The following is a 22,781-nucleotide window of genomic DNA, read 5'->3' as shown; positions in this document are numbered from 1 at the left end:
ACTGCTTTTTGGTCTACGTAGGCTACAGCAGTATGATTCCGGGTTCGAGTTCGAGGTTGAAGATAGCTTTCATGTAGTCGTTCCAGGGGGTCTCCTCCCACGGGAAGGTGAATACTGGTCTTGGTCTTACTGCCGTAAGCGTGATCGTTCCGAGCCCCTCAAGGTAGACGCTTTCCCCCAGTCGCAGCTCCTTCTCCTCGTCGGCACCGCCGTCAGTACGCAGCCACTTAACATCCACCACCCACTCACGATTCTCAATGCGCGCCGCCCGGTACTTCAGGTAACCATAGTTAGTCCGCTCCGGAGGTATGCCCGGGCCCAGGGTCAGCGTCTCACCCTCCTCAATACCTGGGGGCAGGGGAACCCATTCAGTGGAAGGACGCTGCCACCATACATACAGCAGACGCCCACCCACCACCGAGCAGCCCAGGGCTACCAGGACGACCAGGACCAGCACGCCACGGGACGCCCTGTGCCTGTGAGGCCTGGGTTCGTGAGGCATCTTCCTTCGCGACAACTTGATCATGACCACCAGTGCCTGTACCTTAGATGTTTCGGAGGTTTCTCGCCTATAGTGGTTCGAGTGAAGTACTTCCCGCGGTCAGAACGCTTAGTCCTTATGGGCCCGTCTTCTGGTGCGGGCGTGTCCGCATGGATTGACATTCTGCGCCTACTCGTTGCAGTCGTCGGTGCGCGCGCACCGGGTGACGCCTGGGTCGGGGTTGAGGTTTACTCCTAGGCGTGGGCCTGAGCCGTCGGACAGGTCCCATGGTGGTGGGGCGGGTCTGACCCAGGTCAGGGTGAGGGTTCCCAGGTCCTGGACGTGGACGGGCTGGCCCAGACGCAGCTCTATGTTCCTGCTGCTGGTGGTGGGGTCCTTGGTGGCCCAGGTGACGAAGGCGACCCACTCGTGCCGCTGGGTGCCAAGAGAGGAGAAGTCGAGATCGCCGGTCGACATGAACTCAAGCCGGATCGACGGTCCTAGTACCAGGTCCTCACCCTTCTCTATCCCTGGGGGCAGGGGGGCGCGGCGCACCGGCGGGCGCACCCACCACAGGTAACCCGCCCCCGCACCCACCAGGCCCACCACGACAAGAAGCGCCACCACCAGACGCGACAACCCACGACGCCCACCAGACACGCGAATCACCTACCGTCTCAGGCGAATAATGCCGTCAGGGTCAATCATTCCAAGACGCTCACGTCGCGGGCTCCTCCTGTAATTCTCCCGCTCCCGGGCGGCGTCGGCCGGGCGGACGGACACTGCCCGGACTATCTGGCGGGTCAGCTGAGAGTCCTCTCCCCAGGTCCGGGACGCTATCTGCGAGACCTCCTCCGCCACCTCGTCCTGGGCCTGGCTCACGCACCTGAGAATAACGTCAGCCAGAGCAGGCGGATCCATGAGGTACGCCCGGGACCCCAGCTCCAGACCGGTCAGCCGACCAGCCACGTCCACCGTCACGACCACAGCGCGGTCAGGCGTCCAGCCACTCCCACTCACCTCCTTCAGGCGTGTGGTCAGGCCAGGGACCCGAGCCGCCTCGTCCTCGGCCTGCCCGGATGCGCTGCGTAACCGCTCAGCTCCACGCTCCAGGCGCTCCTGTGCGGCCCACGCCCTGGGCCATCCGTCCTGCGTCACCCGTACCACCTCCAACAAGTCGTTAATGACACGTGGAATATACTAACATTATGTGCCCGCCCTCACCTGCCTGCTGCTCGTGGGCGTCGTCCGCTCCCCGAGGCGGCCTTCCGCCCTCACCTGCCGGACTCGACGTTCGCGGCCAAGCCTGACGACGGCACCTAAGCGACCGGGGAACGCCGAGTCCGGCAGAAGGACGGTGGTGGGCTCAGTAGTGCTTTCCGTATAGCGCCTCGCACTGCCCGCCGTATTTCAGGGAGTAGTTCCTTCCCCCGCAGGACCGACCGTAGGACCTCTCATCGCTAGAGGCCGTAGCATAGAGGAGGTCGCAGGCCACCATATCCCCCCGGGAGCACTGTCCGTAGTAGTAGCTACCGCCCGTGGAACCGGAATCACGATCCGAGTAGCTGTGACCACGCCACTCCACGTCCTTGAGCTGCCCAATAATATCGGCAGCCACGAGGACCGGGGTGGCAACGGCGCTGGACCTGGTGACCGCGTCAGCGAGGTCGCTGGCGTCCTTGGGACTCATCCCCGCGTCCTCCAGGATTCTGGAGAGGTCGTCGAGAGCACGCTCCGAGGGCTGCAGGCTGAAGACGTTGACAATTGTCCCGGAGGTGGACACGTGCCAGCCTCCGTGCCTGTTCTCCACCACCACCCCGAGCCGTTCGGGATTAGCGAGCTGTCGTGAAATATTGACCGACGCCGTGTTGTCCCTGGAGGCGGAGGTCTTCACGTTCATGGTGTCGCCGTCGAATGACAGGGTGAACTCCTTGTTCTCCTCACCGGGGAACACGGTGATCCTTGACTTCCCGGGGCGGACCACGGCCCGGCCGTCTCCGATATCAGTTGAGCTCAGGTCCCAGTCAATCTGCGCGTGCTCCGAGAGACGCGACGAGTACTTACGGTCGTCACCGACCGTGACAGGCCCGTACACCCTGGCCAGGCGACGTTCCGGCAAAGAGAGCAGACCGGTCACGTCCTTATCGAACAGATCACTGGGACGACGGGCGTCGAGGACCGACTGGGTCAGGTTCCTGACCGCCTCCTCAGGTGAATGCGCCCCCTCGGCCTCAAAATCGGCCCGGTAGTCGGGGGTCTTGACGTCGTCATCCCTGGACGCCGCCTTCTGGTACTCCCACTGGGCCCAGGTCATCATAGGGGAGACGTACCAGCGCCCGTCCTCCCGGACCAGGACCAGCTCAAGCGGGATATCACCCGAGAAGAAGTCCCTCGAGACGTCGTCGTTGTAGGTGGCGTCCGAGAAGTCAAGGTCGTCAAAGAAGTCCTTCTCCTTCCGGTTCAGGCTGGAGCCCTTTGCCGACTCGTAGCGCGTGCGCAGCGTGCCCGCCAGGCTCTGGTCAACCCTGGCGTTAAGACGCCAGGAGGATATGGTGGCGATAGCCAGGTCATCCGACTTCTGGTCAACGGAGTACCGAATCTCCGAGGAGCTGACGGTAACCGACTCCAGGTAGCTGTCGACCGCGTCCTCAGAGAAGAGGCTCCCAGGATCCCCCTTGGAGCTCCTCTCACCCGACCCGGAACCGCCGTCCTTAATCACGTCAGCGGACTTCGTGACGGTATCGATCTCCTCCGGCGAGATCATCTTGCCCAAGGAGAGGATGTCCTTGCCCGGGATCGCCTCCGCAATGGAGTCCATGACCCCATCCGGGGAGGAGGCCCCACGCTGGAAGAAGTAGGAGTAGATGGCGAACGCGCTGCCTGAGACCGCGAGCACAAGAACGAGTACGGCAGCGATAACCCACCCACGCCGACGTCGCCTTCCACCGGTTGGGGCCGGGGCAGGCCCCGCCGCGACGGACGGCTGCGGCGAGACCACAGCGGTGGGCGCCATCGCCGCAGCCGACGGAGACGGCGCAGGAGCCACCGTGCCAGCCAGCTCCGGTCCCAGCGGCGCACCCGTAGCGGGTGACGGGGTCGCTGGCGCAGGCGTGAGGGCGTGGACCGCGTCAGCTGCGACAGGAGCGGAGGCCGAACCGGGTGCCGACGCCGGAGGCGGTGGGGGCGGTGCCGACGCCGGGGGCGGCGGGGGTGGTGGGGGCGCGTCCACGGCGGCAGGAGCCGGGACGGGCGAGGCCTGCTGCTCCGAGGCCCTGAGGGCCTCCTTGACCGCCGGGTCGTCAACCTTCCCCAGCCACTCCCTCAGATCCGGGTAGAGAGACGGGTTTGCCGCGAGAGACACCCACAGGTCAGGTCGCTCAGCAGCAATCCGTGCCATGTCCTGCATGGACGTCTGAGGGTCAGCGGCCTGCTGGGGAGAAAAATTGGAGATGTCAGTCATAACCTATTCTCAGTTCTGCAAGGGAGGTACATGGGGTGCACTACAGCATACGGCTCCGTCTCCTGACGCCGCCTATGCCACGCCGGTCTCCTGCCGGGGAGCGAGCTGGCCAGGCTCCCACCTCCCTGCCCTCACCTGCCTGCTCCGGCGTGACGGTCCGGTACCCGTCCTGCGAGATTCCCACCCCCTGCCCACACCTGCCTGCTCAGGCTCGCCGAGGCCGCCAGCAGCCTTGAGCGCTCCCGTCCCTGCCCTCATGCCTGCTGCTCAGGGTGTCCCCGCCTGCTGCTCGTGGGCGTCGGGCGAGCCCCTTAAGGACCCGCTGCCGTAGGCGGGGACCAGCGTGTCCGCGCCCCACTGCCACGCGAATACAGTAAGGTCCGCCTTACCCAACGAAGGCCAGAAGCTGCCGACCACACAAGGAGCCCGCTCATGTCCAGCCCCTGGGACGTCTACGACGCCCTCATTGACGACCTGCCCCAGGACGTGACCGTCGTCCTCTCCGACCGCGGCACCCGGTGGACCCGGGTCGTCAACTCCGCCGACGGCGTCGGCTCAGCCTGGTCCATGAAGGACACCAGCCGCCCGGCAATCTCCGTCGGCACCCCGGACGCGGGCCGTCCTATCCGCGACGTCGCCGCCCTGGTACGCAGCTGGAACCTGGCCGAGGCGAGCGTCGGGCAGGCCGCGATCAACTCCTGGTACTCCCGGGCCGAGGTCGCCGCCCGGAACGGCTTCGTCCCCACCGGCGCGGGACTGACCTGGCGTCAGGTCTTCGACCCTTACGCCGACGCCGTCACCGGGCGGGTCGTCGCGATTATCGGGCACTTCCCCTTTGCCCGTGCCGCCCTGCACAAGGCCGCCGACCTGCAGATCCTGGAGCGCTACCCCGAGCCGGGCGACTACCCGGACACGGCCTGCGAGTACCTGCTGCCCCAGGCCGACTACGTGTTCATCTCATCGTCGAGCTTTGTCAACAAGACAGCTCCCCGCCTGATCGACCTGGCGGTGGGCGGTGGGGCGCACACGGTACTCGTGGGCCCGTCCACGCCCATGCACCCGCTCCTGCTGGAGCTGGGGGTGGACACCGTGACCGGGTACGTCCCGGACCCCGAGGTGGGCCGGGCCGAGGTCATTGCCTCCCTGTCCCCCACCGGCCAGATAGGCCCGGGCACGCGCATGCACCAGCACCGCACCGCGTAGGACCACCACGGCGCCCCGTCGGGCGCCCACACCCAACCGTCCACGCGAGTGCCTGGTCGCCCCTCATCCCCGCCGGGACGGGCCTGGCCCGCTACCAACCGTCCACGCGAGTTCCTGGTCGCCCACGTCCAGCACGCGATCGACCGACGCCAGCCGCGCGGACACCCAGTCACACAGGACGCTTAACCATCCACTCCACTACCCGACCGCACGAGTACCTTCTCCCAGCGCAGCAAACAAGTACCGTTCTCACGGGAAACAAGTACCGTTCTCGCGAGGAATAAGTACCGTTCTCGCGGGAGGGGGCTATGAGGAGGCCTTCTTAGTGGACGCCTTCTTGGTGGACGTCCCCGACGAAGCAGTCTTCTTAGTAGTCTTCTTAGCCGACGTCCTACGGGTCGTGCGCTTCTTGACAGGCCCCTTGGCGCGCTTCTCCGCGAGCAGCTCGTAGGCCCGCTCAGGGGTGACGGTGGCGGGGTCGTCGCCCCGGCGCAAGGTCACGTTCGTCTCCCCGTCAGTGAAGTAGGGGCCGAACCGCCCGTCCTTAATGACCACGGGCCTGCCGGTAGCCGGGTCCTCCCCCAGCTCACGCAGCGGTCCGCGCGGCGCCGCCTGGCCCCGGCGACGCTTGGGCTGGGCGAAGAGCTCCAGGGCCTGCTCCAGGGTGACCGTGAAGATCTCCTCCTCGCTCTCCAGGGAACGTGAGTCCGTGCCCTTCTTGAGGTAGGGGCCGTAACGGCCGTTCTGGGCGGTAATGTCCACGCCCTCGGCGTCCTGGCCCACCACCCGCGGCAGGCTGAGCAGGTCCAGGGCCTGCTCCAGGGTGACGGTACCCAGGTCCATGGACTTCAGCAGGCTCGCCGTGCGCGGCTTGGGCTTCTTGGTCCTGGCCCGCGTCGTCCTCGCCCTGGTCGTCCTGCCGCCCGACGTCGCCCCGGCGGTCTCAGCCCCGCCAGCGCCCTCGGCCGTCTCGGGCGCCGCCCCGGAGGCCTCCGGGGCCTCCTCCTCGGGCAGGACCTCGGTGACGTAGGGGCCGTAGCGCCCGTCCTTGGCGATAATCATGTGCCCGGTGGCCGGGTCCACACCGAGCTCGCGCCCGTCGTCAGCAGCGCGGGCAAAGAGCTCACGCGCCCTGTCCACGGTCAGCTCGTCGGGGGCGACGTCGGCGGGCACGTTGGCGCGCCTGCCCTCGGCGTCCTCCAGGTAGGGACCGTAGCGGCCCACGCGCAGGGTCATGCCCTCACCGATCTCAATGGAGTTCACAGCCCGCGCATCGATCTCACCGAGGTTGTCCACCATGGACCTCAGCCCCTGCTCCGCACCGTGGACAGGACCCGTGCCGGGGCCCTTCCCGGACCCGGCCGGGGCGGCGTCAGCGCCCGCAGCGGCATTACCCCCGGCGCCCGCAGCCCCGGCCGGGCTGGCGCCCGCAGCGGCGTCGCCGGCGCCCTCCCCGTAGTAGAAACGGGTGAGCCACCCCACCCGGTCCTCCTGGCCAGCGGCAATACGGTCCAGGTCGGCCTCCATGGAGGCGGTGAAGTCGTAGTCGACCAGCTCGGCGAAGTTCTCCTCCAGCAGGCGGGTCACCGCGAAGGCCAGCCAGGTGGGTACCAGGGCCTGGCCGCGGTGGTCCACGTAACCGCGGTCGGAGATGGTGGACATGGTGGCCGCGTAGGTCGAGGGCCGACCGATCTCCCGCTCCTCCAGGGCCTTGACCAGGGAGGCCTCGGTGTAGCGCGGCGGCGGAGTGGTCTCGTGACCGGCCGCCTGGCTGCCCAGGGCGGTCAGCTCCTGGCCCACGCTCATTGCCGGCAGGCGCACGTCCCTGCCGCCCTTGGTGCCGGTCCTGCCGCCCGACTCCGACTCGTAGCGCTCGGCGTCGCGCCCCTCCTCGTAGGCGGCCAGGAAGCCACGGAAGGTAATGACCGTGCCCGACGCCGTGAAGGAGGCGGTGGTGAAGGTCAGTCCGCCGTCGCTCCTGGTGCCCTTGGCACCGGCCAGGGGCACCTCCACACGCACGGTGGCGGTGGAGCCGACGGCGTCGGCCATCTGGGAGGCCACGGTGCGCTTCCAGATGAGCTCGTAGAGGCGGAACTGGGCGCCGCTGAGCTCGTTGGCGACCTGGGCGGGGGTGCGGAAGTGGTCCCCGGCAGGGCGGATGGCCTCGTGCGCCTCCTGGGCGCCCTTGGCCCGGGTGGCGTAGACGCGGGGGCGGGCGGGCACGTACTCGGCCCCGTAGAGCTCGGCCACCTGGGCGCGGGCCGCCGCCACCGCCTGGGAGGACAGGACCGTGGAGTCGGTGCGCATGTAGGTGATAAAGCCGTTCTCGTACAGGCCCTGCGCCACACGCATGGTCTCGCGCGGGTTCATACGCAGCTTGCGGGACGCCTCCTGCTGGAGGGTGGAGGTGGTGAAGGGGGCGGCCGGACGACGCTTGTAGGGCTTGTCCTCCACCTCGGCCACGCGGGGGGTGGAGCGGCGCACGGCCTCGGCGACGGCGACGGCGGCGTCCTGGTGCAGGTGGACCGTCCCGGCCCTGCGGGCCGCGGGACGCAGCTGGCCGGTGTCGTCAAAGTCGCGTCCGGTGGCCACCCGGTGACCGTCCAGGGCGCTCAGGCGGGCGGTGAAGGCGGAGTCCTCCGTCTCGGGGGCGCCCGGCACAGCCCCGGGCGCGGGCGCGGCCCCAGACGCAGTCCCGGGTCCGACGTCGGCCCCGGGCGCGGCGCCCGTGGTCCCGGCACCCTGGTGGGCGGACAGGCGGGCCTCCACGCCCCAGTAGCCCGCGGAGGTGAAGGCCATGCGCTCGCGCTCGCGCTCGACCACCAGGCGGGTGGCCACGGACTGGACGCGCCCGGCGGACAGCCCGGCACGGATCTTGCGCCACAGGACCGGGGAGACCTCGTAGCCCACGAGCCGGTCCAGGATGCGGCGGGTCTCCTGGGCGTCCACGCGGTGGGTGTCCAGGTCGCGGGTGTTGGCTAGGGCCCGGGTGACGGCCTCGCGGGTGATCTCCGTGAAGGTCATGCGCTTGACGGGGACCTTGGGCTTGAGGACCTGGAGAAGGTGCCAGGCAATGGCCTCTCCCTCACGGTCGTCGTCGGTGGCCAGGTAGAGCTCGTCGGCACCCTTGAGAGCCTTACGCAGGGCGGCGACGGTCTTGCGCTTGTCGGGGTTGACCACGTAGTAGGGGACGAACCCGTCCTCCACGTCCACGGCGAACCTGCCGTAGGGACCCTTCTTCATGTCCGCAGGCAGCTCGGAGGGCTGGGCGAGGTCGCGGATGTGCCCCACGGAGGCGGCGACCTCGTAGTCGTCCCCCAGGTAGCCGGCGATCGAGCGGACCTTGTTGGGGGACTCGACGATGACAAGCTTGTGGGACACGGTAACCCTCCTGGGAACGTCCTGGGTGCGCCCCCGCTCCGCCGTCGGGGCCGTCGGGCGGGGCACGGACGGCTTGACTGTAACGCACGCCCGGACACGACACCCAGAGCCCGTGCCCGAGACCGAGGGGCGCGTGGCGGCGGATCCCGGGCACGGCCGGCGGGGTGACGGGGCCTAACGGGCGTAGCGCTCCACGAAGTTGCGCAGCACGTGCCAGGAGCCGGAGACGTCCTGGGCCCGGGTCCAGGCCTGGATCTCGGGCAGCGCATCGGGGTCGAAGTAGCCGTGGTCGGCGTAGAACCCCTGACGGTGGGCGAAGAACTCGCCGTCGAGCTCAGGGTGGAACTGGGTGGCGTAGAGGTTGTCCTTGACGCGCATCATCTGCACCGGGCAGCTGGGGCTGGTGGCCAGGACCACCATGTGGGGTGGCGCCACGGTAATGGCGTCATTGTGGGCCACGAAGGCGCGGAAGGCGGGGGCCATCCCGGCACAGAGCGGGTCGGCCAGACCCTGGGGGGTGAGCGTGATCTCAGGCGCGCCGACCTCCTCGGCGTAGGTTGAGTCAATGTGGGCGCCCTGGTGGCGGGCCAGGGTACCGATCCCGTAGCAGGCGCCCAGGAAGGGGAAGTCCTCAGCCACCACACGATCCAGGAGGGCGTCGAACTCGGCCTCCACACGCTGCTGGGTCGCCGACTTGTGCACCGTGGTGGTGTTGAACGGCGAGCCGCCCACCAGGATCCCCGAGTAGTCCTCCAGGTCAATGCGGGGCATGGGCCCGGCCTCCAGCCGACAGCGGACGAGCTCGGAGGCGTCCAGGCCGGTACGCAACAGGAAGGCCTCGTACTCGGCGTCTGCGGGTTCGTCGTCGGCGCGGGTCGCCAGGAGGAGGAAGGGTCTCACGCACCCAGGCTACCGGTGGCCCCGAGCGGGTGGGCGCGGCACCCGCACGCCCTTCCGGGGCAGGGCTCCTCCCGTTGCCCCGAGCGGGTGGGCGCGGCCAATACCTCCCTTTCTGCGCCCTGTGGGACAGCCACCGACTGCTCTGGCGCGAGGCCCGTCGTTACCTCATCCGCCCGAGCCCGTGGCTGCCAGTGCTGGTAGCGGGACCGCGCTCTGACGCCTCGGGCCCTCACCCGACCGCCCCTCGGGCCCCCCTCAGCGACCACCAGCGCACGCAGCCTGGCCACCCCTCGCCCGACCGCCCTTAGGCCCTCACCCGACCAAGAGTGCGGTATACATCCCACTAGAGCGCACGAATCGCCCAGGCACTACGCATCCCCACATCATCAGTCGCCTCCTATATACTTATGCACATGCGTACTCCTAAGTTCACTACTTTTCTCGCCGTCTCAGCCCTGGCTCTGCCCCTGGCCGCCTGCGGTTCCTCAGGCGAGACCACCGCCAGCCCTTCCCCCTCCTCTCCAGACTCCTCCTCGGCCTCTACGGTCGCAACAAGCGCCGCTCCCGCTGCCAGCCCGACGCCGTCGCACCCTGCCTCCTCGGCGCCGTCCGCCTCCACCAGCTCCAAGCCGGCGGCCTCCACGGCCACTCCCGCTGCCGAGGGCACCGTCATCGCGGCTATGAACGGTCGCGACTTCCCCCAGGAGGTCAACGGCTGGACCCTCGACAAGCAGAGCGACAGCAGTATCCACACCTACAGCAGCGCGGGACGCAAGATGGGGGTGGAGTTCCGTACCTCCTCCGTCTACGACCAGCGCGTGGCGGATCTGAGCGACGCCGTCCCCGCGGGTACCGGCAAGTGCGGCACCCCCTCCGCCTCCAAGAACTCGATCGTCTGCTTCCTCAAGACCGAGGACGGCCTGGTCCAGGCGACTGCGGACAGCACCAAGGTGACTCAGGAGGAGATCGTCTCCTTCGCCAACGAGCTCACCACGCTCCTGGGAACCGCGTGACGGAGGCGAATCAGGACCAGGCACCTGCCCGGACCGCGCACAGGCCCCGGCCGCAGGAGCAGGACGCGGCCGCAGGAGCAGGACGCGGACGTCTCAGGGTGGGCGTCGGCAGATTGCCGCAGGCCCCGGCCGCGGGGATGATCCGGCGTACCTCTTGACGTCGGGCTTGCGCCGCTGGTTAACCTCGCGAGCGACGCGCCACGGTCGAGTTGCACATTCTTTCTACAATCACCGATCAAAAACCGGCGGAATCACGCGGATCCGCCAACCGAGCAGGGGCCAAAAACAGGGATGAATGTGCAACGAGGACGCCGTTGCACATTCATCCTTGTCCCGGCCGCCTCCCAGACCGGGAAACCGTTGGAATACCGCCAGCACCCCGACAGCGCCCCCAAGATGAATGTGCAACTTTGCGCCACAAACCATTCCGTACGACCAATCCGTGCGGACCCAGGGGTCAGTGTCCCGGGAACTGAACGCGCCTGTCCTCAGCAGGGTCCGAGCCCGGCACCCGGCCTCAGCGCCGACGCAGGAGCCGACGAGGTGGGACGCGTCCCAGGACCCGGTACTTCAGGTGCCCCTCCACGCTCCCCAGGTGTCCGCCCAGGTCGTGAAGGATCTTTATGCGCCGCCCCGGGTCCGCCACCGGGTAGGCCAGTGCGGCGGCACCGCTGCGCGCCAGCGCCTTGAGGGACCACTTGAAGGAGACATTGAACTTGCGGGGCACGTCGTGGGCGAAGGGGCCCTTCTCGCGGTCGGTGCGGGCGACGAACAGGATCTTGTTGACGGCGTAGCCCCGCTGCTGCCAGAAGGCGCGTGAGGCCACCGAGCGCAGGCGCACCTCAATGCGCGCGTCCTGGCAGAAGACGACGGGGATCCCCTGCTGACGGGCGCGGTGGCAGAAGTCCGTCTCCTCCAGGCCGCCGCGGTAGGAGTTGTCCAGACCCCCCACACGCAGGTAGTCCTCCCGCCACACCCCGAAGTTCCCCCCGGAGACCGAGCGGGCGTCCTTGAACTCGTCCTCCCCCATGAGCGCCTCCGGGCCGTCGGGGGAGGCGGGGTCGAACCCGTAGGCCCGGCACGCGCCGGGGGTGTTAAAGCGCCTGTAGCCGAAGAACCCTCCCACGATCCCGTGACGCCTCTCGACGGCGGAGGACAGGGCCTCCACCCAGGTGGGGGTGGCGGCGTCGTCGGCGTCGCAGAAGAGCACGACGTGGGAGCGGGCAGCCAGCGCACCGGCGTTGCGTGAGCTGGAGTAGCCGGGCTCGGAGTGGATGACGCGCAGGTTCAGGCGCCCGGAGAAGGAGCGGGCCTCCTCCTCGGTGCGGTCCGTACAGCCGTTGACCACCACAATGACCTCAAAGGGCCGGTCGGTCTGCTGGAGCGTAAGCGCCTCCAGCTGGTCCTTGATCATCCCCTGGGCGTTACGGGCCGGGATGACCACGCTGACCTCGGGCGCCTTCTGGTCGTCTGCGCGCCCCGTGTCCTGCCCTGACCCCATCCGTTTCTCCCTCTTCCTCAAGCTCAGGCCTGCGTCGTGGCAGGAACCGTGTCGGAGTCTACCGGTGCCGCCCCGCTAGGGGCGTCCGCCTGGACGGGCGCCGGGCTCACGGCAACCGGGCTCACGGCCTGACCGGCGGCAGCCGGACTCTTGGTAACCCCCTGTGCGGCCGGGCCCTGCGCAACCTGACCGGCGGCCTGCCGGGCGGCGGACACCGTCTGGCCCAGGTCGCCCAGCTCGGCCAGGGTCCTGAACCCCTCGGAGATATCCAGGAGCTCGGCAAAGGTGCCGACGGCGTCCACCCGCCCGTCGGCCAGGAAGGCGATCATGTCGGCGTCCTTCACGGTGGACAGGCGGTGGGCCACGATAATGACGGTAATGTCATCACCCAGCTCAGCAATAGTGCTGGCAATGCGGGCCTCGGTCTCATTGTCCAGGGCGCTGGTGGCCTCGTCCAGGACCAGGATCCTGGGCTCGCGGTACAGTGCCCGAGCGATCCCCACCCGCTGGCGCTGGCCGCCGGACAGGCGCCGCCCCCCCTCACCGAAACGGGACCAGATACCCTCGGGCTGGTCCTGGACGAAGTCCAGGATATCGGCCCGCTTCAGGGCCCGCAGCACCCGCTGCTCGTCAATATCCTCCATCTCCTCGTCAAAGGCCACGTTCTCCGCGATGGTACGACCGGTGAGGAACACCTCCTGGGGGACCACGCCGATATTGCGCTGCCACCCCAGCATATTCGTGGACACGTCGACGCCGTCGGCCAGCAGACGACCCTGGGTGGGGGTCTGGAGCCCCATAATGACGTCCAGGAGCGTGGACTTTCCCGCGCCCGAGGAGCCGACGAACGCCACCGTGCTGCCGACGGGAACACGCAGGTTGATACCGGTGAGGATCTCGGGGCCCTGGGGGGAGTAGGAGAAGTGGACGCCGTCGACCACCAGCTCGCTGGTCAGCGCCATGGGGACCACGCCCTCGTTGGACACGGGCGCGGGCACCGCCCCCGGGCGCAGGGAGGCGAGCCTGGACTCCACGTACTCCCTGGTACCGGCCTCGGCGTGGCGGATATTGGCGACGGAGCCCATGAGCCCGGCCACCGTGGGCAGCAGGCGGAAGGCCGCCGCCACCAGGAGGGCAATGGTGGCGAGCATGTCCGAGGACACCCCGTCGCCCGCGGAGACCGCGAAGACGACCCCCAGCCCCAGCATGAACAGGATCTCCATGGTCTGCTTGGGCAGGGCGGAGACGAACCCCGACACCCGCTCGATCTGCGCGCCCCGACGGATGGGCCCGGTCATGCTGCGCATAAAGTACTCGTAGGAGTTGCGCAGCTGGGTCTCCTTAATGGCACCGAAGGCGTCGATCGCCAGGCCGTAGCTCTTCTCACTGAGCTCGACCTGCTCACGCCCCAGCCGCTGGTTGACCGGCTTAATAATCCGCAGGAAGACGACCCCGGCGACCCCCAGGAACGCCAGGAGGGTCAGGGTGATCAGCGGGGAGGAGACCAGCAGCGCCGTCACCATGAGTGCCACCGAGAATATCTGGACGAATATCCCGATGACCGAGTTGGCAAAGGCGCCGTAGGCCTGGGCCACCGTCACCATGGTCTTGCGCAGGATCACCGCCAGGCCCAGGTGGGCGTGGTGGTAGTAGGGCAGACGCATGTAGTACTCGGTCATCTCCACCTGGGCCCTGGTGCGCACGCTCGCGGTGAACCCCAGGGACCACCAGTTGAAGGCGACGGCCGCCAGGTCCTTGAGGACGAAGCCGCCGATGACCATGGCCAGCAGGGAGGCGACCAGGCTCGTCTGGGTGGTCAGCCCCAGCATCCGGGCCACGGTCCCGGCGGTGCCCTGCCGCCAGCTGTCGCCCATGGCCTGGATCAGGGGCGAGACGAGCAGGACCGACAGCGTGTCAAGCAGGGCGATCCCGATACTGCCCGCCACCGAGACGGCCAGGCGCCAGCGCTCACCGCGCCTGAAGAGCACCCCCATGTAGTGGCGGTACGCCCCGAGTGTCCTCACGACGCTCCTTTCCCGGCCGCCGTCGCGGCCCTGTGTGGTCCGGGGTGAAGAGTATCGGCTGGGTTACCGACGCCGCGACAGGAATAGGTCACAGCGGGCGCGGGGGCAAGGGCCAGGGCGCGCCAGGTCCGACGCCCCAGGTCTGAGGCGCCAGGTCCGACGCCGTCCGGGCGGTCCCACTGTGGGACGCATCTCCGGTGACCAGACAGCTGAGGCCGGGCACCTCCGGGGACCCGGCCGCTGTGAAAGGATGCCACCGTCAGACCCACGAGCGCCCCGGGCGCGCCGGGAGCGGCACACGGCAGGGAGGGACCACATGAGCGATCTGCGGGGGCGGCTGCGCCGCCTGGTGCGCCGGGGTCCGCGCGACGTCCTCTACGCCCACGCGGCCACCAACGGCGGCAACCACCTGTACCTGTGGATGCTGGCCCACACGCTGCGGCGGGGCAACCCCCAGACCTACGTCCAGGTGGTTCCCAGCCAGGCGCCGTGGGTCGCCGAGTTCCCGGCCCTGGCCGAGCTGTGTCTGCCCGGGCGCATGCACGTCACCGACCGCCGGATAGCCCGCCTGGGGGCGGGCTTCGACTCCGACTTCACCCGCTCCGACCTGACCGACTTCACCCGCGCCCGGCTGCTGTCCTCCCCGTCCTTCACCGACCGCCTGGCCGCGGCGCGCGAGGTGGTCACGCCGGGGACGCTGACGGTCAACGTCCGCCGCGGGGACTACTACGGCACGGTGCACGAGGCGGAGTTCGGGATACGGATCGTGCCCTACGTGGCCGCCGCGCTCGCCCTCCAGGCCGCCCGGGCCCCCCTGGGCCACGTCCAGGTGGTCTCCGACGACCTGCCCTGGTGCCAGGCCAACCTCGCACCCACCCTGGACGAGGCCGGGGTCACCTCGGCCTCCTTCACCCGTCCCGGCACGAACATGTTCGACGACATCGCCGCCCTGGCCGTCTCACGGCGCCTGGTCCTGGCCAACTCCACCTTCTCCTACTGGGGCGGCTACCTGGCCACGGTCCTGGGCACCGACCCCGCCGACGTCGTCGCCCCCTACTTCCACCAGCGTGCCTTCGGGCAGCGGGAGCCCTGGTTCCACGACCCCGCCTGGAGCTACGTACGCGACGTCCCGGGAGGCTGGCAGCCCCCGGCGCCCGCGCCCGAGGCCGACGCGAGGTAGGTACTCAGGGGCGCTAAAGGCCCGGGCACGCGCACGTGGGGCCGGGGCGCGTGACGCCAGGAGCGCCTGCCTGGGTAGACGCGCCGGTCAGGACCGGGGCGCGGCCGCCTCCAGCTCCCAGCAGGACCAGGACACCGGCCGGACACGCACCATGGGCCCGGTGGCGAACCAGTGGACGCGCGGCTCGGGCTCACCACGGCGCATCCCCTCCCACATGCGCGCCAGCTCCTCGTCGGAGGCCTGCGCCCCCTGGCGCCAGTGCCCCCCGTAGTGCGAGTCCAGGCCAGTGGCGGCCAGGGCCTGCGCCCCCTGGCGGAACTTACGGGCCACCTGCTCCTGGGAGCGGTAGCGGGCGTGGGCCACGGCCAGGCCGTCCTGGGCCCAGGTGCCCACGCGGGCCACGCCGTGGTTGCCGATCTCCAGCAGGGCCAGGGGGTGGGAGCGGAAGGCGACCTTGCCCAGGGGGTTGGGGGTGGTGTCCAGGAGGAAGGAGGAGGTGGGACCGACCGGCCCATCGTCCAGGAGGACCATGTCGTACCAGTCCGCGCCCACGACGTCGGCGTCCAGACCCCTCAGGTAGTGAGTCAGCGACCCCTCACGGGCGAACCACAGCTCGTCGGCGTCAAAGGGGACCACCCAGTCGGCACCCGCGCGCCAGGCGGCCCGGGCCAGGTAGGACATCTTGGCGCTCTGGTAGTAGGCGACCGTGGTGTCGCGCCCCACGTGCACCCGGGGGTCCCGGCGGGCCAGGTCGCGCAGGTACTCGTAGGTCCCGTCCTGGGAGAGGTTGTCGGCGACCAGGACGTGGTCCACCCCCTGGTCCAGCAGGTGGGTGATCACGCTCGGCAGGATGTCCTTCTCATCACGCACCATAGTGACCGCCCACACGGATCCGGTGACGCGACGGCGTAGGCGCAGGCGGGGCAGGCGCATGCCGCGCGCCACCTGGCGCATCTCCGGGCGCATCCGCGTCTCGGCCACCTGCCTGCGGTACCAGTTGAACTGGCCGACCTGGGCCCTGGCACCCAGCCGACGTCTCACGGGTCGGGGCTCCATCACTCGTCCTCCTGCTCCATCCTGCTCTTTCGGCCGCCGCGGGGCCGGTCAGCCCGTGCCGGGCGCTGCCGCGGCGGGAGGCCGCCTCCACGATACGATGCGGCAATGCCTGAGCACCGCACGAGGACCGCACCGACCGTCAGCGTCGTCATCCCCTTCTACGGGGATCCCGGCCCCGCGCAGGACCTGGTCACCTCGCTGCGCGCCAGCGCCTCCCCCCACCTGCACGAGGTCATTGTCTCCGACGACCACTCCCCCACCCCCTTCCCCGCCACCGAGGGCGTGCGGGTGGTGCGCCGCGAGCGCAACGGGGGCTTCGCGGCCGCCGTGAACTCCGGCGCGGCCGCCGCCACCGGGGAGCTGCTGCTGGTGCTCAACTCCGACCTGGAGGTCGCCCCGGACCTGCTGGACCGCCTGGTGGCGGCCGCGGCCCCCTGGATGCCGGCGCTGGTGTCCTGTGACGTGCTGGCCCCGGGAGGACGGACCTCCTGGCCGGGCCGCCACTTCCCCACCACCGCCCACCAGGTCACCGAGTGGCTGGTCCCCCTGGCCCGGTGGCGCCACCTGCCGGCCCTGCACGAGGCGGTGGGGCACGACACGCGCACGGCCTCGGGGCGGGACACCGCGGTGGACTGGGTCATCGGGGCCCTCATGCTGGTGCCTGCCGCCGTCTGGCGCGCGGTGGGCGGCCTGGACGAGTCCTTCTACATGAACTGCGAGGAGGTGGACCTCCAGCGGCGCCTGAGGGAGCTGTGCGTCCCCTCGGTGCTGCTCGGCGGCCTGTCGGTGGGGCACGAGGGGGGTGCCTCCTCGGCCCCGGAACGGCGTCGGGGCTGGCTGGTGGACGGCAGGCTGCGGTACGCGCGCAAGTGGGAGGGGCAGGCCGGTGTGTGGCGGCTCCAGGCCGGGCTGGCGGCCGCCACCGCGGTCAACCTGGTGTGGAACACGGCCCGCCGCCTGGCGGGCTCACCGGTGCGTCCGGTGGAGGTGGCCCGTGAGGAGTACCACCTCCTGACCCACCCCGAGCGGTGGGTCCCGGCGGCCAACCGCGCCCCGGCCCGCCGGTAGGGCCCACAGGCACGACCTTGTGCGTGAATATCCCCGCTTCGCACGGAACACGTCTCTGCGCGCAGAATGTCACGATACGAACAGGATATCGCCTTTATCCCGCGAGAGATCTACACCATATTCATGTGTTATAATACGCATAGCGGTCTTGCCCTGCCTCCTCCTGGTCCGGCCGGGGGTCTCACTCGCTCCCCAACCTGGTCAGCGCCGGGCCCTCCACCAGCGCGGAAGGGGTCGCCGGGGTCCACAGCCTGTTCATAGGAGGCCCGGGGACCCGTTACGATGATGTGATGCTGTCAAGCCCGCGCCTCCTCATTATCTCCCCGTCCTTCCACGGGTACTGGCAGGCCTACGAGGGCGCGTTCCGGCGTCTGGGGCACCCCACCCGCACCCTGCGCTACGACGAGCTGGGCGGCGTCCTGGCCCGCCTGGGCCACAAGGCCCGGGTGGAGCTGGTGGACCGGCTGGGCGGGGACGGACAGGCGCGCTGGGCCCGTCAGGTCAGCGCCCGGGCGGCCCGGGCGGTGCGCTCCAGCCGCCCCGAGCGGGTGCTGGTCATCCGCGGCGACGTCCTGCAGGAGGACTTCTGGGAGGCGGTGGCCGACGTCGGGGCCCGCCCCGTCACCCTCGTCTACGACGAGATCGAGCGGATGAGCACCAGCTACGAGGCGGTCATGGCCCACGGGCCGGTGGCCTCCTACTCCGCCCATGACACGGCCGCCCTGGCCGCGCGCGGCGCCCACGTCGTCCACGTACGCGACGGCTACGACTCCCACCTGCCCTACCGTCCCCGGTCCAGCGACGAGGTGGTGTTCATCGGCGCCAACTACGGCCAGCGCGGCGCCCTGCTGGCCCACCTGGACCGCTCCGGGGTGGCGGTGCGGGCCTACGGACGCTCCTTCTCCCACCACCCGGTGGACCTGGCGCGCACCTGGCTGGCCCGGCGCCCGCCGGTCCCCTCCCACCGGGACGTACCCCGCCAGGTGGCCTACGGGATCCAGGCGGGCGCGGTGGCCAGCCTCAATATCCACGACCGCCAGGACGGCTTCACCATGCGCACCTACGAGATCCCCGGCGTCGGCGGGCTGGAGCTCATTGACCGCGACGACGTCGCCGACCTCTACGAGCCGGGCAGGGAGGTCCTGGTCTTCCACTCCCCCGAGGAGCTGGTGGACCTGTGCCGCCGGGCCGCCACGGACACCGCCTGGGCCCAGGGCGTGCGCGAGGCGGGCCGACGCCGCACCCTGGCCGAGCACACCATCGACCACCGGGCCGCCGAGCTGGAGGCGCTGTGGGCATGACACTGACCGACCTGGCCGTCCCCCTCCTGGTGGGCCACGCCCCGGCCCCGCAGGCCCCCGCCGACCACCTGCTCTTCCCCCAGCGCCTGGCGCCCTGGCGCGCCTGGGAGGGCTCCCACCACCGCCTGCGCCGGGCCCGGGCCGCCGTGGCCCTGGCCTCGGGCCGTGTGCTGCACGGCGGGGCCGGGGGGCCGGAGGCGGTCATTGCCAGCCGGGGCGGGGCGCCGCGCGTGGCCGTGGTGGTGGACGCCCCCACCTCCTCCCAGCAGGCGGCCCTTATCGCCCCCCTGGCCCACCTGCGCGACGTCGTGGTGGTCTGCCCGCCCGAGGTGCTGGCGCTCCTGGACGGGCCCGACGGCGCCCGGGGGGGCACCGGACCCGCCACCGGTACCCCGGGGGGCGGCACCCCGGAGGCGAGCGGGGCGGCAGCCGCCCCGGAGACAGACGGCGCCCCCGGGACCGCCTCCACCGCCCCGGGCTGGGACGTGGTGCCCCTGAGCGCGGCCGGTGTGGCCGAGCGCCTCGACAGCGTGACCGACGTCCTGGCCGTGGGCCACTACCTGCCCCTGGGCGCGGGCGCCTACCGGTGGGCCCAGTCCCACGGGGCCCGGTTCGTGGTGGTCCAGCACGGGATCCTCACCCCCTTTATGGCCCCGCTGCCGGTGGGCGCGCACCTGCTGGCCTGGAGCGAGGCCGACGCCGCCTTCTGGGCCTCGGGCCGCCGTGACGTCAGCCACGAGGTGGTGGCCTCCCAGCTGCTGTGGCGCGCCGCCCAGGAGCCCCCTGCTGACGCCGGGTCCGACGCCGCGCCGACCTTCCTGGGCCAGCTCCACGGCGTCGAGCTGGGCCGGGCCTACATGACCGCTACCAGCCACGACTTCTGCCGGGCCACGGGCGCCCTCTACCGGCCCCACCCCGCAGAGAGGGACCGCCTGTCGCGCTGGACGCACGCGGCCTGGGAGCGGGAGGGCATGACCATCGACCGCTCCGGGACCCCCCTGGTGGAGACCCGCTCTCCCGTGGTGTCGGTCTTCTCCACCGGCGTGCTGGAGGCGGCGGCACGGGGCCTGGCGGCGTGGGTCCACGCCCCGGGGGCGCCGGACTGGCTCAGCGCCCTCCACGCCCGCTATAGCATGTCCCCCTGGGGCGCGTCCCCCACCCCCCCGCCACCCGCCACCGGGCAGGAACCCGCCCGGACCGTCGCCCTGGCTCTCACACGCCACTGAACGCACCGGCAGATTGAAGGATCCCATGAGCACGCTCATCGTCATCCCCGTCCGTGGAGGCTCCAAAGGCGTCCCTCGCAAGAACCTCCGCGACGTCGGCGGCAAGCCCCTGGTGGTGTGGACCATCGAGCAGGCCCTGGCCGTGGACGGCGCCCGGGTGGTCGTCTCCACCGAGGACCCCGAGCTCGCCCGGGTCGCGGCCGGGGCCGGGGCCGAGGTCATCGACCGCCCCGTCGAGCTGGCCCAGGACACCACGCCCACCGAGCCGGTCATCCTCCACGCCATGGACGTCCTGGCCGCCCAGGGCTACGAGCCCGAGCACGTGGTCCTGCTCCAGGCCACCAGCCCGGTACGCCGCCCGGGCACCATCGCCCGGGCCGTGGCCCAGGCCCGGGACACCGGCGTGGACTCCCTGGTCGGCGTCGTCCCCCAGACGCCCTTCCTGTGGTGGACGGCCCGTGACGGGCACGGCCCGACGGCGGACTTCGACGTCGACCACCGCCCCCGCCGCCAGGAGCTGACCGCCGACCAGATGCGCTACCGGGAGACCGGATCCCTCTACGTCACCCGGCCCTGGGTGTACCGGCAGCGGAACAACCGTATTGGCGGGCGCATCGGGCTGTTCGTCATGGACGAGGTCGAGGGCGTGGACATTGACGGACCCCTGGACCTGGCCCTGGCGGGCAGGACCCTGGCCCAGATGCAGCAGGAAGGCATGTGAGAGCCGATGAGCATTGAGCGCTCCTTCACCCCCTACATCGTCTTCGCCGAGGACCCGCTCCTGACGGCCCTGGCCAAGATCACCGCCAACAAGTCGCGCACCATCTTCCTGGTGGACGAGCACGGCACCCTGACCGGCTCCCTGACCGACGGCGACGTACGCCGCTACCTGGCCGCCGGCCACACCGACCTGGAGGTCCCCGCCTCGACGGTGGCCAACCACTCCCCCCGGTCCGTGACCGAGGGCACCCTCATTGACGAGATCGACTGGCTCTTCCGCGACGGCGTCACCCTGGTCCCGGTCCTGGACGAGCGCGGGCGCGTGGTGGCGGTGGCCTGGCCCGGCAACGACTCCTTCACCATCGGCACCCACCGGGTGGGCCCGGACGAGCCGGTCATGGTCATCGCCGAGATCGGCAACAACCACCAGGGGCAGGTGGACCTGGCCCTGCGCCTGGTGGACCTGGCCGTGGAGGCCGGGGCGGACTGCGTGAAGTTCCAGCTGCGGGACCTGGACGCCCTCTACCGCGGCGCGGCCGGGACCATTACCGCCGGGGAGGACCTGGGCGCCCAGTACACCCTGGACCTGCTCACCCGCTTCTCCCTGCCGGCCGACTCCATGGTCAGGGTCTTCGACCACTGCCGCGAGCGCGGCATCGACGTCATGTGCACCCCCTGGGACCTGCCCAGCCTGGACGTGCTCCTGGAGTACGGGGTGGACGGGATCAAGATCGCCTCGGCGGACCTGACCAACCACGACCTGCTGCGCGCCGCCGCCCGCGAGGGCCTGCCCCTGGTGGTGTCCACGGGCATGAGCACCGAGGCGGAGATCCAGGAGTCGGTCTCCCTCATCCACCGCTACGGCGCCCCCTACGCGCTGCTCCAGTGCCAGTCCGCCTACCCGGCGCCCTTCAAGGACCTCAACCTGCGCTACATGCGGCGCCTGGCGGAGATCGGGGACTGCCCGGTGGGATACTCGGGCCACGAGCGGGGCTACCACGTGCCCCTGGCCGCCGTCGCCCTGGGCGCCAGCATTATCGAGAAGCACTTCACGGTCGACCGCTCCCTGGAGGGCAACGACCACAAGGTCTCGCTCCTGCCCGGGGAGATGGCCACCATGGTCCGCCAGATCCGTGAGGTGGAGGCCGCCCTGGGATCCACCAGGCCGCGCACCGTCCAGCCCGGGGAGTTCATGAACCGCGCCAACCTGGCCAAGTCCCTGGTGGCCGCCCGCCCCCTGGTCAAGGGCCAGCGCATTACCGAGCAGGACGTGGAGGTCAAGTCCCCGGGCCGCGGGCTGCAGCCCAACGCCCGCCCCCAGCTCGTGGGCCGGGTCGCCAGCCGCGACATCGCCGCGGGGGACTTCTTCTACCCCGGTGACGTCTCCGACCACCCGGCCCGCCCCCGCCCCTACTCCTTCCGCCGCCCCTGGGGGGTGCCGGTGCGCTACCACGACTTCCAGGCCATCCTGGACGCGGGCGCCCAGCCGGACTTCCTGGAGTTCCACTACTCCTACAAGGACCTGGAGGAGGACGTGGAGGAGGTCTTCGCGGACTACCGGCAGACCCCCCTGCCCATGGGCTACACCTGCCACCTGCCGGACCTGTTCAGCGGTGACTTCATCCTGGACCTGGCCTCCTTCGACGACGCCGTCTGGGAGCGCTCCATCCGCGAGCTCCAACGCACCATTGACATCGCCCGCTCCCTGCGGCCCTACTTCCGCCAGGAGCAGGACCCGGTCTTTATCGCCACCCTGGGCGGCTTCACCAAGGAGGGCCCGGCCCCGGCCGAGAGGATCCCGGCCATGTACGACCGCATTATCGAGGGCCTGGAGCGGGTGGACCACTCCGGGGTGCGTCTGGCCCCCCAGACGCTGCCGCCCTTCCCCTGGCTGCTGGGCGGGCAGCAGTACCACAACCTGTTCATGGCCCCCGAGGCGCTGCGCGACTTCTCCCGGCGCAGCGGCCTGCAGATCACCTACGACATCTCCCACTCCATGCTCTCGGCCAACTACGCCCACCGCCCCCTGCGCGAGTACACCGAGATCCTCGCGCCCCTGGCCGCCCACCTGCACGTGGTGGACGGCAAGGGCGTGGACGGCGAGGGCGTCCAGATCGGGGAGGGGGACGTGGACTGGCCCGAGCTGGCCGGCCAGCTGGACCGCCTGGCCCCCGGGGTCTCCTTCATCCCGGAGATCTGGATGGGACACGTGAACAACGGTGAGGGCTTCTGGGTGGCGCTGGACCGTCTGGAGGCGTACCTGTGAG

At 70.2% G+C, this 22,781-nt stretch carries 17 protein-coding genes and 2 pseudogenes; 8 read left to right on the top strand and 11 right to left on the bottom strand.

Annotation, left to right across the window (positions count from 1 at the left end; all coding sequences use genetic code 11):
- Positions 1-22 precede the first annotated feature (22 nt).
- The 6 genes and pseudogenes from C3V41_RS10205 to C3V41_RS14525 all read right to left on the bottom strand — a co-directional run.
- On the bottom strand, positions 23-457 hold the full coding sequence (locus C3V41_RS10205; RefSeq protein WP_129591566.1) for a hypothetical protein: 435 nt from the start codon (positions 455-457) through the stop codon (positions 23-25).
- 213 nt (positions 458-670) lie between these two features.
- Positions 671-1,105 carry a hypothetical protein gene (locus C3V41_RS10200; protein ID WP_129591565.1) on the bottom strand — a complete coding sequence of 145 codons (435 nt, stop codon included), beginning with the start codon at positions 1,103-1,105 and terminating at the stop codon, positions 671-673.
- A gap of 45 nt (positions 1,106-1,150) precedes the next feature.
- Positions 1,151-1,363 carry a hypothetical protein gene (locus tag C3V41_RS13930; protein ID WP_254423571.1) on the bottom strand — a complete coding sequence of 71 codons (213 nt, stop codon included), beginning with the start codon at positions 1,361-1,363 and terminating at the stop codon, positions 1,151-1,153.
- 6 nt (positions 1,364-1,369) lie between these two features.
- Positions 1,370-1,501, bottom strand: a pseudogene (locus C3V41_RS14430) (hypothetical protein); the annotation flags it as partial.
- A gap of 346 nt (positions 1,502-1,847) precedes the next feature.
- Positions 1,848-3,377, bottom strand: coding sequence for a hypothetical protein (locus tag C3V41_RS10190; RefSeq protein WP_106110159.1), 1,530 nt, complete (start codon positions 3,375-3,377; stop codon positions 1,848-1,850).
- Between the two features lie 384 nt (positions 3,378-3,761).
- Positions 3,762-3,941 (bottom strand): annotated as a pseudogene (locus C3V41_RS14525) (variant leucine-rich repeat-containing protein); the annotation flags it as partial.
- A 432-nt stretch (positions 3,942-4,373) separates the two neighbouring features.
- Between C3V41_RS14525 and C3V41_RS10185 the strand changes: the two are divergent.
- Entirely contained in the window at positions 4,374-5,144 is a 771-nt protein-coding gene (locus tag C3V41_RS10185; RefSeq protein WP_106110158.1) for a Rossmann-like domain-containing protein, read from the top strand.
- A gap of 306 nt (positions 5,145-5,450) precedes the next feature.
- Here the strand turns inward: C3V41_RS10185 and topA are convergent, their stop codons facing one another.
- A complete protein-coding gene (gene topA / locus C3V41_RS10180) occupies positions 5,451-8,525 on the bottom strand; it encodes a type I DNA topoisomerase (RefSeq protein WP_106110157.1) in 3,075 nt (1,024 codons plus the stop codon).
- Between the two features lie 174 nt (positions 8,526-8,699).
- On the bottom strand, positions 8,700-9,425 hold the full coding sequence (locus tag C3V41_RS10175; RefSeq protein WP_106110156.1) for a glutamine amidotransferase: 726 nt from the start codon (positions 9,423-9,425) through the stop codon (positions 8,700-8,702).
- A 413-nt stretch (positions 9,426-9,838) separates the two neighbouring features.
- Here C3V41_RS10175 and C3V41_RS12910 point away from each other — a divergent pair, with 413 nt between their 5' ends.
- Positions 9,839-10,438 (top strand): hypothetical protein, encoded by a 600-nt coding sequence (locus tag C3V41_RS12910; protein ID WP_129591564.1) that lies wholly within the window; start codon positions 9,839-9,841, stop codon positions 10,436-10,438.
- A 517-nt stretch (positions 10,439-10,955) separates the two neighbouring features.
- Here the strand turns inward: C3V41_RS12910 and C3V41_RS10160 are convergent.
- Complete coding sequence (locus C3V41_RS10160; RefSeq protein WP_106110153.1) at positions 10,956-11,939, bottom strand: glycosyltransferase family 2 protein; 984 nt, start codon at positions 11,937-11,939, stop codon at positions 10,956-10,958.
- Positions 11,940-11,962: 23 nt separating this feature from the next.
- Entirely contained in the window at positions 11,963-13,963 is a 2,001-nt protein-coding gene (locus C3V41_RS10155; protein WP_129591563.1) for an ABC transporter ATP-binding protein, read from the bottom strand.
- 316 nt (positions 13,964-14,279) lie between these two features.
- Between C3V41_RS10155 and C3V41_RS10150 the strand changes: the two genes are divergently transcribed.
- Entirely contained in the window at positions 14,280-15,143 is an 864-nt protein-coding gene (locus tag C3V41_RS10150; protein WP_165271634.1) for an alpha-1,2-fucosyltransferase, read from the top strand.
- A gap of 87 nt (positions 15,144-15,230) precedes the next feature.
- On the opposite strand, the gene C3V41_RS10145 is transcribed toward C3V41_RS10150, so the two are convergent.
- Entirely contained in the window at positions 15,231-16,199 is a 969-nt protein-coding gene (locus C3V41_RS10145; protein WP_129591562.1) for a glycosyltransferase family 2 protein, read from the bottom strand.
- A 105-nt stretch (positions 16,200-16,304) separates the two neighbouring features.
- Between C3V41_RS10145 and C3V41_RS10140 the strand changes: the two genes are divergently transcribed.
- The 5 genes from C3V41_RS10140 to C3V41_RS14265 all read left to right on the top strand — a co-directional run bounded on the left by C3V41_RS10140 (position 16,305) and on the right by C3V41_RS14265 (position 22,780).
- Complete coding sequence (locus C3V41_RS10140; RefSeq protein ID WP_106110149.1) at positions 16,305-17,267, top strand: glycosyltransferase family 2 protein; 963 nt, start codon at positions 16,305-16,307, stop codon at positions 17,265-17,267.
- Positions 17,268-17,557: 290 nt separating this feature from the next.
- On the top strand, positions 17,558-18,568 hold the full coding sequence (locus tag C3V41_RS10135) for a glycosyltransferase family protein (RefSeq protein WP_106110148.1): 1,011 nt from the start codon (positions 17,558-17,560) through the stop codon (positions 18,566-18,568).
- Positions 18,565-19,794 (top strand): RNA-binding protein, encoded by a 1,230-nt coding sequence (locus tag C3V41_RS10130; protein WP_129591561.1) that lies wholly within the window; start codon positions 18,565-18,567, stop codon positions 19,792-19,794. Before C3V41_RS10135 ends, C3V41_RS10130 begins: the two co-directional genes overlap by 4 nt.
- Before the next feature lie 25 nt (positions 19,795-19,819).
- Entirely contained in the window at positions 19,820-20,515 is a 696-nt protein-coding gene (locus C3V41_RS10125; protein WP_106110146.1) for an acylneuraminate cytidylyltransferase family protein, read from the top strand.
- 6 nt (positions 20,516-20,521) lie between these two features.
- Complete coding sequence (locus tag C3V41_RS14265; protein WP_106110145.1) at positions 20,522-22,780, top strand: N-acetylneuraminate synthase family protein; 2,259 nt, start codon at positions 20,522-20,524, stop codon at positions 22,778-22,780.
- Position 22,781 lies beyond the last annotated feature (1 nt).

This window comes from Actinomyces sp. oral taxon 897 (assembly GCF_002999235.1).
GTDB lineage: Bacteria > Actinomycetota > Actinomycetes > Actinomycetales > Actinomycetaceae > Actinomyces.
This window is presented reverse-complemented; position numbering and strand designations above follow the sequence as displayed.

Excerpts from the sequence above, each read along its gene's own strand:
- C3V41_RS10130 (WP_129591561.1), top strand. The coding sequence starts at position 18,565 with ATGACACTGACCGACCTGGCCGTCCCCCTCCTGGTGGGCCACGCCCCG.
- C3V41_RS10160 (WP_106110153.1), bottom strand. The coding sequence starts at position 11,939 with ATGGGGTCAGGGCAGGACACGGGGCGCGCAGACGACCAGAAGGCGCCC.
- C3V41_RS10125 (WP_106110146.1), top strand. The coding sequence starts at position 19,820 with ATGAGCACGCTCATCGTCATCCCCGTCCGTGGAGGCTCCAAAGGCGTC.
- C3V41_RS14265 (WP_106110145.1), top strand. The coding sequence starts at position 20,522 with ATGAGCATTGAGCGCTCCTTCACCCCCTACATCGTCTTCGCCGAGGAC.
- C3V41_RS10145 (WP_129591562.1), bottom strand. The coding sequence starts at position 16,199 with ATGGAGCCCCGACCCGTGAGACGTCGGCTGGGTGCCAGGGCCCAGGTC.
- C3V41_RS12910 (WP_129591564.1), top strand. The coding sequence starts at position 9,839 with ATGCGTACTCCTAAGTTCACTACTTTTCTCGCCGTCTCAGCCCTGGCT.
- C3V41_RS10185 (WP_106110158.1), top strand. The coding sequence starts at position 4,374 with ATGTCCAGCCCCTGGGACGTCTACGACGCCCTCATTGACGACCTGCCC.
- C3V41_RS10135 (WP_106110148.1), top strand. The coding sequence starts at position 17,558 with ATGCTGTCAAGCCCGCGCCTCCTCATTATCTCCCCGTCCTTCCACGGG.
- C3V41_RS10150 (WP_165271634.1), top strand. The coding sequence starts at position 14,280 with ATGAGCGATCTGCGGGGGCGGCTGCGCCGCCTGGTGCGCCGGGGTCCG.
- C3V41_RS10140 (WP_106110149.1), top strand. The coding sequence starts at position 16,305 with ATGCCTGAGCACCGCACGAGGACCGCACCGACCGTCAGCGTCGTCATC.